Source organism: Actinoplanes sp. NPDC048791 (assembly GCF_040650095.1).
Lineage (GTDB): Bacteria > Actinomycetota > Actinomycetes > Mycobacteriales > Micromonosporaceae > Actinoplanes.
Map to the genome: position 1 here is coordinate 1 of NZ_JBEZGQ010001751.1, position 1,031 is coordinate 1,031.

A 1,031-nucleotide genomic window follows, 5' to 3' on the forward strand; every position below is an offset into this window, starting at 1 on the left:
CGGCCGGCCCGCTCGGTCAGCGCCAGGACCAGCGCGCTCTTGTCGGCGGCGTAGTTGTACAGCGTGTTGCGGGCGAGGCCGGCCCGGGCCGCGATGTGGCCCATGGTGATCGAGTCGTAGTCGCGTTCGAGCAGCAGCTGCCGGGTCGCCTGGGCGAGCTCGGCCCACACCATCTCGTGGTGCTCGTCGATGCTGGCTCCCCGGATCCGCGGCATCCGGTCATCCTCCCCCACCAGGGGGCCTGGATCGTGTCGGGCCCGCCCTCACCGCCGGCCGGCCTGCCCGGCAGCCACGGCGACCCCGGCGAGCTGCGGGTTCTCCTGGTGGGCGGCGGTCAGCTTCACCCGGCTGAGACGCCAGCCGTCCGGGGTCCGGACCGCCTCGTTGTCGTAGAAGCCGGCCACCAGCCAGCGGTCGGGTCCGTCGCCGGCCAGCTCGGCCGGGAGCCAGTGCTCGGCGCGGACGTGCGCGTGGATGTTCGCGCGGTCACCGTCGACGGCGATCACGTGGCCGGTGATGGCGTGGTGAGTCGCCGTGAAGGACGCGAAGGAGGCCCGGACGATCCCGACGTAGTCGCTCAGCGGCACGGTCATCGGCGGGATGCCGGCGACCGACTCGAAGTCGATGGTGAGCGGGTCGGTGAAGACGAGGCCGGGCAGCTCGGTGAACTCCTTCAGGTCCGCGATGTCGGCATAGCGGCTCAGCAGCTCGGAAAGTTCGGCGCGATCGTCGAGCACGGTCATGGGAAGCCCTCACATCTCTTTTAGCGACAACCTGTCCTAAAGATTACGACAGGTTGTCGCCAAAAACAAGGCGTGGTGGTACAGGCATGGACCGCCCGGCGGAGCTGCGGGGCTACCGTCGCTCGTATGACCCTCCGACGGATCGCCGACCCCGCGGTCGGCGCGCAGATCCGCGCCCGCCGCCTGCTTCGTGGGTGGAGTGTCCGGTACGCCGCCAGCAGGGCCGGTGTCTCACACGCCACCTGGAGCCGGATCGAACGGGGGCTGCAGACGGCCGACAACCGGTTC

3 protein-coding genes are annotated in these 1,031 nt (G+C 70.3%); 1 reads left to right on the forward strand and 2 read right to left on the reverse strand.

Annotated elements, in window-relative coordinates:
- Both AB0C29_RS50175 and AB0C29_RS50180 read right to left on the reverse strand, forming a co-directional pair.
- A partial coding sequence (locus tag AB0C29_RS50175; protein WP_360835692.1) for a helix-turn-helix domain-containing protein occupies positions 1–215 on the reverse strand: 215 nt, incomplete at its 3' end.
- A 48-nt stretch (positions 216–263) separates the two neighbouring features.
- Positions 264–743 carry a nuclear transport factor 2 family protein gene (locus tag AB0C29_RS50180; protein ID WP_360835694.1) on the reverse strand — a complete coding sequence of 160 codons (480 nt, stop codon included), beginning with the start codon at positions 741–743 and terminating at the stop codon, positions 264–266.
- Positions 744–869: 126 nt separating this feature from the next.
- Here AB0C29_RS50180 and AB0C29_RS50185 point away from each other — a divergent pair.
- On the forward strand, positions 870–1,031 hold a 162-nt coding region (locus AB0C29_RS50185; protein ID WP_360835696.1), incomplete at its 3' end, for a helix-turn-helix transcriptional regulator.

Bases quoted from the DNA above. Each gene is read 5' to 3' on its own strand.
- AB0C29_RS50180 (WP_360835694.1), bottom strand. From the start codon at position 743: ATGACCGTGCTCGACGATCGCGCCGAACTTTCCGAGCTGCTGAGCCGC.